The 14,488-nt window shown below is 37.5% G+C and carries 13 protein-coding genes, 2 tRNA genes, 2 rRNA genes and 2 riboswitches; of the genes, 14 read left to right on the forward strand and 3 right to left on the reverse strand.

Features of this window, described 5'->3' with window-relative positions:
* Positions 1-29 precede the first annotated feature (29 nt).
* The 7 genes from rrf to tsaD all read left to right on the forward strand — a co-directional run bounded on the left by rrf (position 30) and on the right by tsaD (position 3,119).
* Positions 30-145, forward strand: a 5S ribosomal RNA gene (gene rrf, locus BM350_RS25245).
* Positions 146-156: 11 nt separating this feature from the next.
* Positions 157-233 (forward strand) — tRNA-Met (locus BM350_RS25250).
* A gap of 2 nt (positions 234-235) precedes the next feature.
* Positions 236-311: transfer RNA gene (locus BM350_RS25255), tRNA-Asp, on the forward strand.
* 190 nt (positions 312-501) lie between these two features.
* A complete protein-coding gene (gene tsaE / locus BM350_RS25260; protein ID WP_090920168.1) occupies positions 502-975 on the forward strand; it encodes a tRNA (adenosine(37)-N6)-threonylcarbamoyltransferase complex ATPase subunit type 1 TsaE in 474 nt (157 codons plus the stop codon).
* A complete protein-coding gene (gene tsaB / locus BM350_RS25265) occupies positions 956-1,648 on the forward strand; it encodes a tRNA (adenosine(37)-N6)-threonylcarbamoyltransferase complex dimerization subunit type 1 TsaB (protein ID WP_090920171.1) in 693 nt (230 codons plus the stop codon). The genes tsaE and tsaB overlap by 20 nt, the downstream gene beginning before the upstream one ends.
* 11 nt (positions 1,649-1,659) lie before the next feature.
* Entirely contained in the window at positions 1,660-2,103 is a 444-nt protein-coding gene (gene rimI, locus BM350_RS25270; protein WP_090920175.1) for a ribosomal protein S18-alanine N-acetyltransferase, read from the forward strand.
* A complete protein-coding gene (gene tsaD, locus BM350_RS25275; RefSeq protein WP_090920178.1) occupies positions 2,103-3,119 on the forward strand; it encodes a tRNA (adenosine(37)-N6)-threonylcarbamoyltransferase complex transferase subunit TsaD in 1,017 nt (338 codons plus the stop codon). The genes rimI and tsaD overlap by 1 nt, the downstream gene beginning before the upstream one ends.
* A gap of 347 nt (positions 3,120-3,466) precedes the next feature.
* On the opposite strand, the gene BM350_RS25280 is transcribed toward tsaD, so the two are convergent.
* Positions 3,467-5,392, reverse strand: coding sequence for an ABC transporter ATP-binding protein (locus BM350_RS25280; protein ID WP_211482642.1), 1,926 nt, complete (start codon positions 5,390-5,392; stop codon positions 3,467-3,469).
* 183 nt (positions 5,393-5,575) lie between these two features.
* On the opposite strand from BM350_RS25280, the gene BM350_RS25285 reads away from it, so the two are divergent.
* Positions 5,576-6,205: a redox-sensing transcriptional repressor Rex gene (locus BM350_RS25285; RefSeq protein ID WP_090920184.1), complete on the forward strand. Its 630-nt coding sequence runs from the start codon at positions 5,576-5,578 to the stop codon at positions 6,203-6,205.
* Positions 6,206-6,231: 26 nt separating this feature from the next.
* Here BM350_RS25285 and BM350_RS25290 read toward each other — a convergent pair whose 3' ends face one another.
* Together BM350_RS25290 and BM350_RS25295 are read right to left on the reverse strand one after the other, a co-directional pair.
* On the reverse strand, positions 6,232-6,429 hold the full coding sequence (locus BM350_RS25290) for a YdiK family protein (RefSeq protein WP_090920187.1): 198 nt from the start codon (positions 6,427-6,429) through the stop codon (positions 6,232-6,234).
* A 2-nt stretch (positions 6,430-6,431) separates the two neighbouring features.
* Positions 6,432-7,160, reverse strand: a complete 729-nt coding sequence (locus BM350_RS25295) for a CPBP family intramembrane glutamic endopeptidase (protein ID WP_139207777.1) — start codon at positions 7,158-7,160, stop codon at positions 6,432-6,434.
* 343 nt (positions 7,161-7,503) lie between these two features.
* On the opposite strand from BM350_RS25295, the gene groES reads away from it, so the two are divergent.
* The 6 genes from groES to BM350_RS25325 all read left to right on the forward strand — a co-directional run.
* On the forward strand, positions 7,504-7,788 hold the full coding sequence (groES, locus tag BM350_RS25300) for a co-chaperone GroES (protein WP_020063193.1): 285 nt from the start codon (positions 7,504-7,506) through the stop codon (positions 7,786-7,788).
* 38 nt (positions 7,789-7,826) lie between these two features.
* Positions 7,827-9,461 carry a chaperonin GroEL gene (gene groL / locus BM350_RS25305; protein ID WP_090920193.1) on the forward strand — a complete coding sequence of 545 codons (1,635 nt, stop codon included), beginning with the start codon at positions 7,827-7,829 and terminating at the stop codon, positions 9,459-9,461.
* A gap of 237 nt (positions 9,462-9,698) precedes the next feature.
* Positions 9,699-9,986, forward strand: coding sequence for a hypothetical protein (locus BM350_RS25310; protein WP_090920196.1), 288 nt, complete (start codon positions 9,699-9,701; stop codon positions 9,984-9,986).
* A gap of 236 nt (positions 9,987-10,222) precedes the next feature.
* A riboswitch (purine riboswitch) is annotated at positions 10,223-10,324 on the forward strand.
* Between the two features lie 148 nt (positions 10,325-10,472).
* A complete protein-coding gene (gene guaA / locus BM350_RS25315; protein ID WP_170857778.1) occupies positions 10,473-12,014 on the forward strand; it encodes a glutamine-hydrolyzing GMP synthase in 1,542 nt (513 codons plus the stop codon).
* Positions 12,015-12,174: 160 nt separating this feature from the next.
* A riboswitch (purine riboswitch) is annotated at positions 12,175-12,277 on the forward strand.
* 130 nt (positions 12,278-12,407) lie between these two features.
* Positions 12,408-13,733: an NCS2 family permease gene (locus BM350_RS25320; RefSeq protein WP_090920201.1), complete on the forward strand. Its 1,326-nt coding sequence runs from the start codon at positions 12,408-12,410 to the stop codon at positions 13,731-13,733.
* A 511-nt stretch (positions 13,734-14,244) separates the two neighbouring features.
* Positions 14,245-14,488, forward strand: a 16S ribosomal RNA gene (locus BM350_RS25325); the annotation flags it as partial.

Raw genomic sequence — 14,488 nt, forward strand, 5'->3', positions numbered from 1 at the left:
CTAGTTTTGAAGGAATATACCTTCATAAGTCTGGTAATGATGGCAGAGAGGTCACACCCGTTCCCATACCGAACACGGAAGTTAAGCTCTCTAGCGCCGATGGTAGTTGGGACTTTGTCCCTGTGAGAGTAGGACGTTGCCAGGCTTTATTATCATCGCGGGGTGGAGCAGTCTGGTAGCTCGTCGGGCTCATAACCCGAAGGTCGCAGGTTCAAATCCTGTCCCCGCAACCAATGGTCCCGTGGTGTAGTGGTTAACATGCCTGCCTGTCACGCAGGAGATCGCCGGTTCGACCCCGGTCGGGACCGCCATTTATATAAAATAAAAAACGAAACAATATGTTTCGTGTTTTTTTATTTACTCTAATTAAACTTATAAGACAGTCAATCTTATCCTTAGGACAACTCCTAAGGTCTTTTTTATATATTTGAAACTGAAACAAAAATAAAAAATCTGTATAATAAAAAGCAGAGAATACTAACAGTAAGGTAGGTGAAACCTTTGAATAAATATGAAATAACGACAATGTCTTCAGAAGAAACGCAGAATTTATCAGAAAAGCTTGGACAATTAGTTGAGGCGCAGGATGTTTTCATTTTAGAAGGAGACTTAGGTGCAGGTAAGACAACATTTACAAAAGGTCTTGCAAAAGGTCTTGGTGTGAAACGTGTTGTAAATAGCCCGACCTTCAATATTATTAAAGAATATAAAGGACGATTACCGCTGTATCATATGGATGTATACCGCCTAGCGGAGAGCGAAGAAGATTTAGGGTTTGATGAATATTTTTATGGTGAAGGTGTAACAGTGGTGGAATGGGCACATTTAATAGAGGCTTTTTTACCACCTTCACTTTTAAAAATTAGTTTATTCCACACGGGGGATAGTACAAGAAAAATTGTATTAGAGCCGAGCGGAGAACGTTATATTAGATTATGTGAGGAGCTATTACAAAATGAAAGTACTAGCAATTGATACTTCTAACTATGTAATGGGAGTTTCTCTTATTGATGGAAATACTGTTGTGGGAGAAGTCATTACAAATTTAACCAAAAATCATTCTGTGCGTCTGATGCCAGCAGTAGAGAAACTTTTACAAGAATGTAATGTGGAGCCAAAAGAATTAAATAAAATCGTTGTCGCGGCTGGTCCGGGCTCTTATACAGGTGTTCGTATTGGTGTAACAGTAGCGAAAACATTAGCTTGGTCATTACAAATTCCAATTGTTGGTGTATCAAGTTTAGAAGTGCTGGCAGCAAACGGAATGAATTTCCAAGGATACATTTGTCCGTTATTTGATGGTCGTCGTCAGCAAATTTATACAGGATTGTATACATATAGAGAACAAGAGTTGCAATCTGTGGAAGAGGATCGTATTATTCTCATTGCCGATTGGTTACAAATGTTAAAAAGGATGGGACAACCTGTTTTATTTATCGGGAATGATGTAGAACAGCATAAAGATACAATTGTAGAACATTTAGGAGATCAAGCTGTATTTGCTCCAATGACGAAACATAATCCACGTCCAAGTGAATTAGCTTTCTTAGGTTTACAGAAAGAAGAACAACCTGTGCATACATTCGTTCCGAGTTACCTTCGTTTGGCAGAAGCAGAGGCAAAATGGTTAGAAAGTCAAAAGAAATAGGGGTCTTATGAATGAATATTACATTCAGAAATATGAAGGAAGAGGATATTTCACAAATTGTTGCGATTGAAGAAGCTTCATTTGCGATTCCTTGGACTGCCGAAGCATTTGAACGAGAATTAAAAATGAATGAGTATGCACACTACGTTGTAATGGAAACAGAGGAAGGAATTCTAGGTTATTGCGGGCTTTGGATTATTCTTGATGAATCACATATTACGAACATTGCGGTATTACCACAATATCGCGGTCAAAGGCTTGGAGAAGCGTTATTACAAGAAGTAATGAACAAAGCAAGAGCTCTTGGGGGAAATACGATGACGCTTGAAGTCCGTGTTTCAAATGAAGTTGCGAAAAAGTTATATCGAAAATTTGGTTTTCAAAACGGCGGAATCCGTAAAAGATACTATACAGACAATTATGAAGATGGTCTTGTAATGTGGGTGAACTTATGATGAAAAAAGATACAATTATATTGGGTATTGAAACTAGCTGTGATGAAACAGCTGTAGCAGTTGTGAAAAATGGACGAGAAATTTTGGCGAACATTGTAGCTTCACAAATTGAAAGCCATAAACGTTTTGGCGGGGTTGTTCCAGAAATTGCATCTCGTCACCACGTAGAACAAATGACGGTTGTGTTAGAAGAAGCGTTAAAAGAAGCGCAAATTACGTTTGAGGATATTGATGCAATTGCAGTTACGGAAGGACCAGGCCTTGTTGGGGCGTTGTTAATCGGTGTGAATGCAGCAAAAGCAGTAGCTTTTGCACATAATATCCCTCTAGTTGGGGTGCATCATATTGCGGGACATATTTATGCGAATCGCTTAGTACAAGAACTGCAGTTTCCATTATTGTCTCTCGTTGTATCTGGTGGACATACAGAGCTTGTTTATATGAAAGAGCATGGTTCATTTGAAGTAATTGGTGAAACAAGAGACGATGCTGCAGGAGAAGCATACGATAAGGTGGCACGTACATTATCATTGCCGTATCCAGGTGGGCCGCACATTGATCGTCTTGCTCATGAAGGAGAGCCGACAATCGATCTACCTCGTGCATGGCTTGAACCAGATTCTTATGATTTTAGTTTTAGTGGTTTAAAATCCGCGGTTATTAACACTGTGCATAACGCAAAGCAGCGCGGAGAAGAACTTACCCCTGAAGATTTGGCTGCAAGTTTCCAGGCAAGTGTAATTGATGTCTTAGTAACAAAAACAATAAGAGCAACAGAAGAGTATGGTGTAAAGCAAGTGCTTCTTGCTGGCGGAGTAGCGGCAAATAAAGGATTACGGGCTCGTTTAGAGGAAGAGTTTGAAAAGAAAGAAGATGTTGAACTTATCATTCCACCGTTATCTTTATGTACAGATAATGCTGCTATGATTGCTGCAGCCGGTACGATTGCATATGAGCAAGGAAAGAGAGCGACGTTAGCGTTAAATGCAAACCCTGGTTTAGATATTGAATCATAATAATGGTAAGTTTCACGTTTTTGCATGTAAGAGGACGTAAACATAAACTATTAGTTGTGGATAGAGAAATTCTTTTTGATAAAAGATGTAATTTTATACACAGAATTAACCACAACCTGTGGATAAAACCTATATTATCTGTTGATAATATAGGTTTTTTTGTGAGTATAAATTGTGGGTAAATATTATTATTCTTGTGGATAATGTGGAAAACTTATGTTTATCTTGAAAATATAAAGATCAATATGTGAATAATACTGTGGATAAAGTGAAATTTCCATCATTGAGGGTCCTACCGCCCACGAATAGCGGGATAAATAAAAAGGTCAGTGTAACCACTAACCTTTTCACAGTTGTAATTCTTCCCATTCTTCCATACATGTTTCTAATTGTTCTTGAAGTGTTTGTTTTTCTATTGTAATATCACTGGCTTTTTCGTAATCAGCATATACTTCTGGAAGACAAAGTTGTTCTTCTAATGCCATGATTTGTTCTTCAATTGTCGCGATATTTTCTTCTAGTTCTTCAACTCTACGCATACGTTGGCGTTCTTGCTTTTTACGTTCTTTTTCTTCAATATAATTTAATTTTTCTTGTGCCACTTGTTTTTGTACAGGTTTATTTGTTTCTTGTTCTTCGAGTTCTGCCCGTTCTAGCATTTCATTTTTCTTTTCTACATAATAATCATAATCACCTAGGTATTCCTCTGCTCCGCCCTGGGACAACTCAATCACTTTTGTGGCAATGCGGTTAATGAAATAGCGGTCATGGGAAACAAATAAAATAGTTCCTGGAAAATCAATGAGCGCATTTTCTAAAATTTCTTTGCTACTTAAATCCAGATGGTTGGTCGGCTCATCTAAAATAAGTACGTTTGATTTTTTCATCATAAGTTTTGCAAGAGCTAAACGTGCTTTTTGTCCACCGCTTAAAGAAGAAACAGGCTTTAGAACATCGTCACCGGAAAATAAAAAGTTTCCAAGTACTGTGCGAATTTCTTTTTCTGGCTGCATCGGGTAATCATCCCAAAGCTCGTCTAATACACGTTTTGATGATGTTAAGTTTGCTTGTTCTTGGTCATAATATCCGATAGAAACGTTGGAACCAAACGAAATATTGCCGTTTAAAGGACGAAGTTTATCCACAAGAGATTTTAATAAAGTAGATTTTCCAATTCCGTTTGGGCCAACAAGTGCAACACTATCGCCTCTTGTTAATTGGAAATGAATGTTTTGAATAATTGGCTCGTTATTATAACCAATGGTAACATTTTTTACTTGTAATACATCATTACCGCTTTGTTTATCGATATCAAAGTGGAAAGAAGCAGATTTTGTATCACCGATTGGTTTTTCCATAAGTTCCATACGATCTAATTGTTTTCGGCGGCTTTGCGCCCGTTTTGTTGTGGAAGCACGAGTAATATTTTTTTGGATAAAGTCTTGTAATTTTGTTACTTCTTCTTGCTGTTTCTCGTAACGTTTTATTTCTTGTTCATATAGCGCCGCTTTAAGTTCTAAGTATTTACTGTAGTTTCCTGTGTATTTTCGACTTTGTTTATTAGAGATTTCATATACTTGCGTTACAAGTCTATCTAGAAAGTACCGATCGTGTGAAACGATTAAAATAGCTCCAGGATAACCTTGTAAATATTGCTCGAGCCACGTTAATGTATCGATATCTAAATGGTTGGTTGGCTCATCTAAAATAAGTAAATCTGGTTTTGTTAATAATAACTTCCCGAGAGCTAAACGAGTTTTTTGTCCACCGCTTAATGTGGAGATTGTCGCTGTGTGTGTTTCGGAAGGAAAACCAAGTCCACCTAAAACAGAGCGAATATCAGCTTCGTATTGATAGCCGCCTTCATTTTTATAATCTAATTGTAGGCGATCATACTCTGCTAATAGTTTTTCGTAAATAGTTTCATTTGTGAAATTTTCTTCTTTTCCCATTTCTTGTTCTAACCTGCGGAGTTCTTTCTCCATGCGCTGTAAGTGGAGGAATACTGTTAGCATTTCATCCCAAATCGTTAACGATGTTTCAAGACCAGTATGCTGTGCTAAGTAACCGATAGATACATCTTTCGGTTTTATAATTTCTCCGCCGTCATGGGATAGTTCTCCTGCAATAATCTTTAATAATGTAGACTTTCCAGCGCCGTTACGCCCGACAAGTGCAATGCGATCACGCGTCTGTACTTCTAACTTAATGTTTGAAAGAATGACTTCAGCGGCATACAGCTTGGAAAGGTTATTCACTTGTAGTAAAATCAATGTTTTCACCTCAAATAATTTCTTAACTTTGCCATGATTATATTTCTCAATCATACTAAAAATAGTGTATAGTTGAACATAAATAGAGAAATTCTCTCTCTATTATACAAGGAAAAGTTTCAATGCTAAACTTCCGTATATGTTTCAATCACTTGAACAGATAGGAAGAGAGGAGGGGGTTGCATGGAGCAGCCTAAAATTCCGCAGGCGACTGCCAAAAGATTGCCTCTATACTATCGATTTATCCAAAACTTATCGTTATCTGGTAAGCAACGCGTATCATCTGCAGAATTAAGTGAAGCGGTGAAAGTAGATTCAGCGACGATTCGACGAGATTTTTCATACTTTGGGGCATTAGGGAAAAAGGGATACGGTTATAATGTAAATTATTTATTGTCGTTTTTCCGCGAAACACTTGATCAAGATGATGTAACACGCGTAGCATTAATTGGGGTAGGTAACTTAGGTACGGCTTTCTTACATTACAATTTTACAAAAAATAACAATACAAAAATTGAGATGGCATTTGACGTTGATGAAGAGAAAGTTGGGAAAGAAATCGGAGGGATTCCAGTATATCATCTGGATGAATTAGAAGAGAGATTATCAGATGATATAAAAGTGGCAATATTAACAGTGCCTGCTTCTGTTGCACAATCTGTAGCAGATCGCTTATCGCATACGAGCATACAAGGTGTTTTAAACTTTACACCTGCTAGATTAAACATATTAGAACATATTCGAATTCATCATATTGATTTAGCAGTAGAATTACAAACGCTCGTGTACTTTTTAAAAAATTATCCACAATAAAAACGCAGGAATTTCCTGCGTTTTTATTATTTCTTCTTACTATCTTTTTTCGGTTTAGAAAAAAGAAGGCGAAGTGCAAAATTAAAATCAATCGTTGCCATAACAGCAAGCAATAGTGTGTAAAAGTTCCAAATTGTATCTTGAACACTTGTAATTGCTAAGTATGTAAAAATACACCCTAGAAGAAAATACAAAGTTGCCATAACAAATGGTGAATTTCGCATGTTTAAAATCCTCCGATGAATCCTTGCAATTTTTCAGCTTTTTCTAGATAGGGACGAAGTACAAATGTAATTAACATAACGTTTGTATTCATCATAACATGAGCCATAATTGGGACAATAATTCGTTTTGTTTGTACGTATAAAAATGAAAAAACAAGCCCCATGGAAATATACACTAATAAATGTGTAGGGTCAAAATGAATGAGAGCAAATATAAGCGAGCTCACGATCGCTGCGATAAAGAAGTTATATCGTTTATATAGTGTTCCAAATAGAATTTTTCTAAATACAATTTCCTCAAGAATGGGAGCGAATATAGATGAAACAATCATAAATAATGGAGCAGCTTTTATAATTTCGATAATGTTTTGTGTATTTTCTGATTCAGCTTTAATTTTAAAAACTTGTGTTTCAATTGTGCCGGCAATTACTTGGGCGAATAAAGCAAGAAAAACTCCTAAAATAATCCATCCTATCGTAGCAGGAATATTTGTTTTTCCACGCTCCCATTTTTCTGATTGTGTATCATTGCGTAGTAACATAAGGATAATGATAAGAGCAATAAAGAAGCTAATCAGTCCCCAGTGTGCAGTTGCCAGTTGAACTTTTTGTTCAAAGGTCCGATGTCCATTATTGTATACTCCGCTTTTTAGAAGGATCCATCCTCCAATTATCCCTGATAGTTGCATCAAAATATATGTAACAATAACCCACCAATATTGTCTCTTCAATTTCGTAACTCCTTTTTGAATTTTTTGTAAAGAAAAAGGAAAATGCCCTATCCATAGAGAAAACAAATTATGGCATCTTTCTTATTGTAACATAGGAGAAGATGAAAAAACGACGGAATCTAAAAATGGATTTTTTGCAGTTTTCCCTTATGTAATTATTAAGTAAATCATAAAAGTTTTTAAACAAGTTGGGGAGGGGATGGAATAGTTTTCCGAAAAATTACGATTTTTTCACTTGCAAAAGAAAATGAGATTCTTTATTATAATAAGTGTGTTAGCACTCAAGGTATTAGAGTGCTAATAAACATAAAATTTACATAATAAATTGAGGAGGTTGTTGTTCATGCTAAAGCCATTAGGTGATCGCGTTATAATTGAACTTGTTCAAGCAGAAGAAAAAACAGCAAGTGGTATTGTACTACCAGACACTGCAAAAGAAAAACCACAAGAAGGTAAAGTAGTGGCAGTTGGTACTGGTCGTGTGCTTGAAAATGGTGAGCGTGTTGCTTTAGATGTAGCTACAGGAGATCGTATCATCTTCTCAAAATATGCAGGTACTGAAGTGAAATACGAAGGTACAGAATACTTAATTTTACGTGAAAGCGACATTTTAGCAATTATCGGTTAATTATATAAATCTTTAAAAATTCAAGGGGGTCAAATATTATGGCAAAAGATATTAAATTTAGTGAAGAAGCACGTCGTTCGATGCTTCGCGGTGTCGACACTCTTGCAAACGCAGTAAAAGTTACGCTTGGACCAAAAGGTCGCAACGTTGTACTTGAGAAAAAATTCGGTTCTCCGCTTATTACAAATGACGGCGTAACAATTGCAAAAGAAATCGAATTAGAAGATGCATTTGAAAATATGGGTGCAAAACTAGTTGCAGAAGTTGCTAGCAAAACAAATGATGTAGCTGGTGATGGAACGACAACTGCAACTGTATTAGCGCAAGCAATGATTCGTGAAGGTTTAAAGAACGTAACAGCTGGTGCGAACCCAATGGGTCTTCGTAAAGGTATTGAAAAAGCTGTTACAGCAGCGATTAAAGAATTAAAAGAGATTTCTAAACCAATCGAAGGTAAATCTTCTATCGCACAAGTAGCTGCTATTTCTGCTGATGATGAAGAAGTAGGCCAATTAATTGCAGAAGCAATGGAACGTGTTGGTAACGACGGCGTTATTACATTAGAAGAATCTAAAGGGTTCACAACAGAATTAGATGTAGTAGAAGGTATGCAGTTTGACCGTGGATATGCTTCTCCTTACATGATTACTGATTCTGATAAAATGGAAGCAGTTCTTGATAACCCATTTATCTTAATTACAGATAAAAAGGTTTCTAGCATTCAAGAAATCTTACCAGTATTAGAGCAAGTGGTACAACAAGGTAAACCACTTCTTATCATCTCTGAAGACGTAGAAGGCGAAGCATTAGCTACATTGGTAGTAAATAAACTTCGCGGTACGTTCAATGTAGTAGCTGTTAAAGCTCCTGGCTTCGGTGATCGTCGTAAAGCGATGTTAGAAGATATTGCAATCTTAACTGGCGGCGAAGTAATTACAGAAGAGCTAGGTCGTGATTTAAAATCTGCAACTATCGCATCTTTAGGCCGTGCTGGCAAAGTTGTAGTAACAAAAGAAAATACAACAATTGTTGAAGGTGTAGGAAACACAGAACAAATCGAAGCTCGCATTGGTCAAATCCGTGCACAGCTAGAAGAAACAACTTCTGAATTCGATCGTGAAAAATTACAAGAACGTCTTGCTAAATTAGCAGGTGGCGTAGCTGTAATTAAAGTAGGTGCGGCTACTGAAACTGAATTGAAAGAGCGCAAACTTCGCATTGAAGATGCACTTAACTCAACTCGTGCAGCAGTAGAAGAAGGTATTGTTGCTGGTGGTGGTACTGCACTTATGAATGTATACAGCAAAGTAGCTAACCTTGAAGCGACTGGTGACGAAGCTACAGGTATTAACATTGTACTTCGTGCGTTAGAAGAACCAGTTCGTCAAATCGCAGTGAACGCTGGTTTAGAAGGCTCTGTAGTTGTAGAGCGCTTAAAAGGCGAAAAAGTTGGCGTTGGTTTCAACGCAGCAACAGGCGAATGGGTAAATATGCTTGAGTCTGGTATCGTAGATCCAACGAAAGTAACTCGTTCTGCTCTTCAAAACGCAGCATCTGTTGCAGCAATGTTCTTAACAACTGAAGCAGTTGTTGCTGACAAACCAGAACCAAATGCACCTGCAATGCCTGACATGGGCGGCATGGGCATGGGCGGTATGGGCGGCATGATGTAATAAGCCCTCATTTTGAGAAGCTGTTCAATGTATAAATAGTTAGTAAGAAGAAGACTACTTCCTAATTAAAGGAGGTAGTCTTTTTATGTTGTTAAAATTTGCTATATCAAGATATAGGGGACGAGTATTCATGACTAGATAGAACAATTTCGGGCGTGTTATGGTAGTAGGTAGTATTTTTTAAGTTAGTAAAGTTCCTGGGATTCTTTCGAAATTCATGAATAAGAAGGTGTATATATGAAATTATATTTCAAAGACATTGAGTTAGGCGAAATTATAGATATTTTTACTGATGCACCGTGGATGTATGGCACTATACATTTAAATGAAAATAGCAAACCTTATGAAGAATACTTTCGTGAAATGGTTAATGAAGAAAGTACATTTGATTTTGACAGTATAGACCCTAATTTTTTGAATGAGGAGAATTGGTCTGTTTTTGACGAAAATGAAGAGAAATACTTAAGGATAGCCATTCCTGCTATTTATATAGAAGACACAACTATTGCATGGCGTTGGCGATGAATAAAATATCATTTCGGAAAAGCCAATTTTGTAATAAGGGTAATTGTTAATACAGCACGAAATTTTATGACCTTGTAAGAGACCAATTACACGGTGCAGGTTACGGATTGCAATATAATCACAAGGGCTCTGAATGAATAACGGAAGGACGTTTCACTATATAGGGAAATAATTTCTGTAGAATTTTGTCGCTTTCTCTCTTGACCGTATTCACGTTTCATTGTTAGAATCTAGAAAGATAATATTAAACGTTCCTTCATATATCCTCAATAATATGGATTGAGAGTCTCTACCGGGTTACCGTAAACAACCTGACTATGAAGGCAGTGTGTCTATATTTATAAGGAACAAACTCCTTTATAAAGCTAGACTCCTGCCTTTTCTTTGTTATGAGACTGAGGGCAGGGGACTGGCTTTTTTTATTATATTGGTAATTGTTTTTACCAAATTGGTGAAAATGTTTATATACAGAACTATGGGGTGATTATTTTGAAGAAACAGCACGATACGATTATCGTTTTAGATTTTGGAAGTCAGTATAACCAGTTAATTGCGCGTCGCATTCGTGAATTTGGCGTGTATAGTGAACTTCATCCACATACAATTACAGCAGAAGAAATTAAAGCGATGAATCCAAAAGGGATTATCTTCTCTGGTGGACCAAACAGTGTATATGGCGAAAGTGCATTCCACTGCGATGAGAAAATCTTTGATTTAGGCTTACCGATCTTCGGTATTTGCTACGGCATGCAATTAATGACAAAGCACTTTGGTGGAAAAGTAGAACGTGCAGACCATCGTGAGTATGGAAAAGCGGTAGTAAAAGTAGAGAACCAATCGAAATTATATACAGATCTTCCAGAAGAGCAAGTTGTTTGGATGAGCCATGGTGACTTAGTAACAGGCCTACCAGAAGGTTTCGTAGTAGATTCAACAAGTGACTCTTGTCCAATTGCTGGTATGAGTAACGAAGCACAAAACTTATACGGCGTACAATTCCACCCAGAAGTGCGTCACTCTGAGCACGGTAATGATTTAATTAAGAACTTTGTATTCGGTGTTTGTGGTTGTACTGAAGGCTGGAATATGGAGAACTTTATTGAAGTAGAATTAGAAAAGATTCGTGAAACAGTTGGCGACAAGAAAGTATTATGTGCGCTTAGCGGCGGTGTAGACTCTTCTGTTGTAGCTGTATTAATTCATAAAGCAATCGGGGACCAATTAACGTGTATTTTCGTTGACCATGGCTTACTTCGTAAAGGAGAAGCTGAAGGGGTTATGAAAACATTTAGCGAAGGCTTCCACATGAACGTTATTAAGGTGGATGCACAAGAACGCTTCATGAGCAAATTAGCAGGTGTTGAAGATCCGGAACAAAAACGTAAAATCATCGGTAATGAATTTATTTATGTATTCGATGACGAAGCTTCTAAATTAGAAGGAATGGACTTCTTAGCACAAGGTACACTGTACACAGATATTATTGAAAGTGGTACAGCGACTGCGCAAACAATTAAATCTCACCATAACGTTGGTGGACTTCCAGAAGATATGCAGTTTAAGTTAATCGAGCCTTTAAATACGTTATTTAAAGACGAAGTACGTGAATTAGGATCAGAACTAGGAATTCCTGATGAAATCGTATGGCGTCAACCTTTCCCAGGTCCAGGACTTGGTATCCGTGTATTAGGCGAAATTACAGAAGAGAAATTAGAAATTGTTCGTGAATCTGATGCAATTTTACGTGAAGAAATCAAAAAAGCTGGTTTAGATCGTGAAGTTTGGCAATATTTCACTGCACTTCCTGGTATGCGCAGCGTAGGTGTTATGGGTGACGAGCGTACGTATGATTACACAGTAGGTATTCGTGCAGTAACATCAATCGATGGTATGACAGCTGACTGGGCACGTATCCCTTGGGATGTATTAGAGAAAATCTCTGTACGTATCGTAAACGAAGTAAAACACGTTAACCGTATTGTGTATGATATTACTTCTAAGCCACCAGCAACAATTGAGTGGGAATAAATTGAATTTCATGATATAGAAGACGATCCATCTATGCCTTTATGTGTAGATGGATCTTTTTTGTGTTTTATACGAACGAAAAATAAATTTGATTAAAAAACGTTCGTTTTTGAATTGACACTTATCTGTATGTGAGTTAGTATGAATATGTAATCAATAATAAAAGTGAATATTTTAGCCGTCGTATAATATCGGGAATATGGCCCGAAAGTTTCTACCTTGCTACCGTAAATGGCTTGACTACGAGGCGTTTTGATATAAGGGTAAGGGATACTTGCCTTTGTTTACAGACGCTTCCATGTATAATGCATTGGAAGCCTTTTTTATTTTTAAAGATAAAAGAGGGGCTAGTAAGGAGTGCGACGAGCAATTATATAACGGGGGAAACATAGGATGAAACGTTATTTTCAGTTCGATGAGCTCGGCGCAAATTACAAGACAGAGTTCATTGCAGGATTAACAACATTTTTGTCTATGGCATATGTATTGTTTGTTAATCCCGCTACACTATCGCTGGGACATGTTAAGGGATTGCCGGCAGGAACCGGAATGGATCCGGGAGCAGTGTTTGTTGCTACAGCTTTAGCAGCGGCAATTGGATCACTAATTATGGGGATTTTTGCAAAGTATCCAATCGCACTAGCGCCGGGAATGGGGATTAATGCTTTCTTTGCTTACACAGCCGTATTAACAATGGGGATTCCATGGCAAACGGCGATTGCTGGAACACTAGTATCAGGTATTATGTTTATTTTTCTTACAGCTTCCGGCCTTCGTGAAAAAATCATTAACGCAATTCCAACAGAATTAAAATTTGCAGTAGCAGCTGGAATTGGGTTGTTCATCGCATTTCTTGGTTTTCAAAATGCGGGGATTATTGTAAATAATGATGCTGTGCTTGTTGGTTTAGGTGATTTAACGAAAGGGACGACATTACTTGCTATCTTTGGTGTAGTTGTAATCGTTATTTTAATGACAAGAAACGTTAATGGGGCAGTATTCTTTGGGATGGTACTTACAGCAATTGTTGGTGTAGCAACAGGGTTAATTGATACACCAAAGTCGATTGTTGGTGCAGTTCCAAGCTTAACACCGACATTCGGAGTTGCCCTTCAACATCTTGGAGATATTTTTACTGCTAAGATGCTCATTGTTATTTTAACTTTCTTTTTTATCGATTTCTTTGATACAGCAGGAACGCTTGTAGCGGTTGCGAATCAAGCGGGCTTAATGAAAGATAATAAATTACCACGTGCGAGAAAAGCATTGTTCTCTGATGCAATTGCAACTGTAATCGGGGCAATACTTGGTACATCAACAACGACGTCTTATATTGAATCCTCTGCAGGGGTAGCAGTAGGAGGACGCTCTGGATTTACAGCCGTTGTAACAGGAGGATTTTTCTTATTAGCACTTTTCTTTTCACCGTTATTAAGTGTAGTAACACCATCTGTAACGGCACCGGCTTTAATTATTGTAGGGGTTTTGATGGTCTCATCATTAGGGGAAATTGATTGGAAGAAATTCGAAACGGCAGTACCAGCATTTTTTACAATTATTGCAATGCCGCTTACATACAGTATCGCAACGGGTATTGCAATTGGATTTATCTTCTATCCAGTTACAATGGTTGTAAAAGGACGAAGAAAAGAAGTTCATCCGATTATGTATGTCATGGCAATTTTGTTTGTACTCTATTTCATGTATGTTCGTAAATAAAGGGGTTTTTTGAAAGGACTAGGAGGGGATTCCTAGTCCTTTTTGTTATAATAAAAATATGGAAGGTTCAGTTGATTTGCGGATATTTCGTAACTTGATATAGATGAAAGTTGTATAAGTTATATAAAGAAAATAACTTGGGATATAGATAAGTTGCAAAACCGCTATAAAAGCCTTTTTCTTTTTAGGGGTGATGAGAGCGTCAGGCTGTGCATAGCAGGGGCTTATATTAAAAGGGTGGAGGAAAACAAAAGACTTATTGATGGAAAATGAACCTTTTTATATTTTGTTAGAAAAATATATTGACGTTTAATATAAAAGGGTGTAGTATTATACGAGTCGCTGCTGCAACAGAGCAGAAAGCGAAAACGAAATAAAAAACTTAGTTGACATTGAAAAACAAAGATGTTAACATAAGGAAGTCGCAACTAGGCGGCAAACAAGTTCTTTGAAAACTGAACGAAACAAACAACGTGAAACGTCAATTTTTATTTATGATGCTAGACAAACTTTATTGGAGAGTTTGATCCTGGCTCAGGATGAACGCTGGCGGCGTGCCTAATACATGCAAGTCGAGCGAACCGATTAAGAGCTTGCTCTTAAGAAGTTAGCGGCGGACGGGTGAGTAACACGTAGGTAACCTGCCTATAAGACTGGGATAACTCCGGGAAACCGGGGCTAATACCGGATAACATTTTGCACCGCATGGTGCAAAATTGAAAGGCGGCTTCGGCTGTCACTTATAGATGGACCTG

Origin of the sequence: Bacillus sp. 103mf (assembly GCF_900116295.1) — a bacterium.
Lineage (GTDB): Bacteria > Bacillota > Bacilli > Bacillales > Bacillaceae_G > Bacillus_A > Bacillus_A bruguierae.

What these genes read in the sequence shown, in the direction of transcription:
- BM350_RS25285 (WP_090920184.1), top strand. Translation starts at nt 5,576, where the DNA reads ATGGAGCAGCCTAAAATTCCGCAGGCGACTGCCAAAAGATTGCCTCTA.
- BM350_RS25310 (WP_090920196.1), top strand. Translation starts at nt 9,699, where the DNA reads ATGAAATTATATTTCAAAGACATTGAGTTAGGCGAAATTATAGATATT.
- tsaB (WP_090920171.1), top strand. Translation starts at nt 956, where the DNA reads ATGAAAGTACTAGCAATTGATACTTCTAACTATGTAATGGGAGTTTCT.
- tsaD (WP_090920178.1), top strand. Translation starts at nt 2,103, where the DNA reads ATGAAAAAAGATACAATTATATTGGGTATTGAAACTAGCTGTGATGAA.
- groL (WP_090920193.1), top strand. Translation starts at nt 7,827, where the DNA reads ATGGCAAAAGATATTAAATTTAGTGAAGAAGCACGTCGTTCGATGCTT.
- groES (WP_020063193.1), top strand. Translation starts at nt 7,504, where the DNA reads ATGCTAAAGCCATTAGGTGATCGCGTTATAATTGAACTTGTTCAAGCA.
- rimI (WP_090920175.1), top strand. Translation starts at nt 1,660, where the DNA reads ATGAATATTACATTCAGAAATATGAAGGAAGAGGATATTTCACAAATT.
- BM350_RS25290 (WP_090920187.1), bottom strand. Translation starts at nt 6,429, where the DNA reads ATGCGAAATTCACCATTTGTTATGGCAACTTTGTATTTTCTTCTAGGG.
- BM350_RS25320 (WP_090920201.1), top strand. Translation starts at nt 12,408, where the DNA reads ATGAAACGTTATTTTCAGTTCGATGAGCTCGGCGCAAATTACAAGACA.